This window comes from Paraprevotella clara YIT 11840 (assembly GCF_000233955.1).
Lineage (GTDB): Bacteria > Bacteroidota > Bacteroidia > Bacteroidales > Bacteroidaceae > Paraprevotella > Paraprevotella clara.
The window spans coordinates 1-555 of sequence record NZ_JH376734.1 but is presented as its reverse complement, the minus strand read 5'-3'; the positions used below and the strand labels follow the sequence as shown (position 1 = coordinate 555).

At 42.5% G+C, this 555-nt stretch carries 2 protein-coding genes; both read left to right on the top strand.

Going from position 1 to position 555, the window contains the following annotated elements; translation table 11 throughout:
* Window positions 1-258: MotA/TolQ/ExbB proton channel family protein (locus HMPREF9441_RS17340; RefSeq protein WP_008623855.1), on the top strand; the 258-nt coding region annotated here is incomplete at its 5' end.
* A partial coding sequence (locus HMPREF9441_RS17335; RefSeq protein ID WP_008623853.1) for a DUF2149 domain-containing protein occupies window positions 255-555 on the top strand: 301 nt, incomplete at its 3' end. The genes HMPREF9441_RS17340 and HMPREF9441_RS17335, both read left to right, overlap by 4 nt.

Here is a 555-nt window from a genome sequence, read left to right as displayed (position 1 = left end):
CTATTGGCTAAGGTAGGGCCTGTATTAGGGCTTATTGGTACCCTTATCGCTATGAGTCCGGCGCTTACAGGCTTATCTACTGGCGATATATCAAAGATGGCTAGCAATATGCAAGTAGTCTTTGCTACCACAGTAGTAGGGTTGGTAATCAGCTTAGTAGGTCTTGTAACCCTACAGTTTAAACAACGTTGGTACAGCAAAGAAATCAACCAATTAGACTATGTAAGTAGTGTATTAACCAAAAATCTAAAACAATGAAAACAAACCGCCGCCAATCACACCTAAAAGAGGATGATGCCGACCCACTAAGCGTAGTGGTAAACCTATTCGATGTAGCGATGGTGTTTGCTGTAGCGCTGATGGTTTCGATGGTGATGAACCTCAATATGCAAGATTTTTTTTCGGGCGAAGACTTCACGATAGTAAAGAAAAAAGGAGATGATATGGAGATACTTAGGCGCGAAGGACAGAAAATCACCAAATACAAAACGGTACAAGGGGCTACCCCCGATGCTTCATCGCCTCAGAAAAAAGGAAAACGTTTGGGCGTAATGT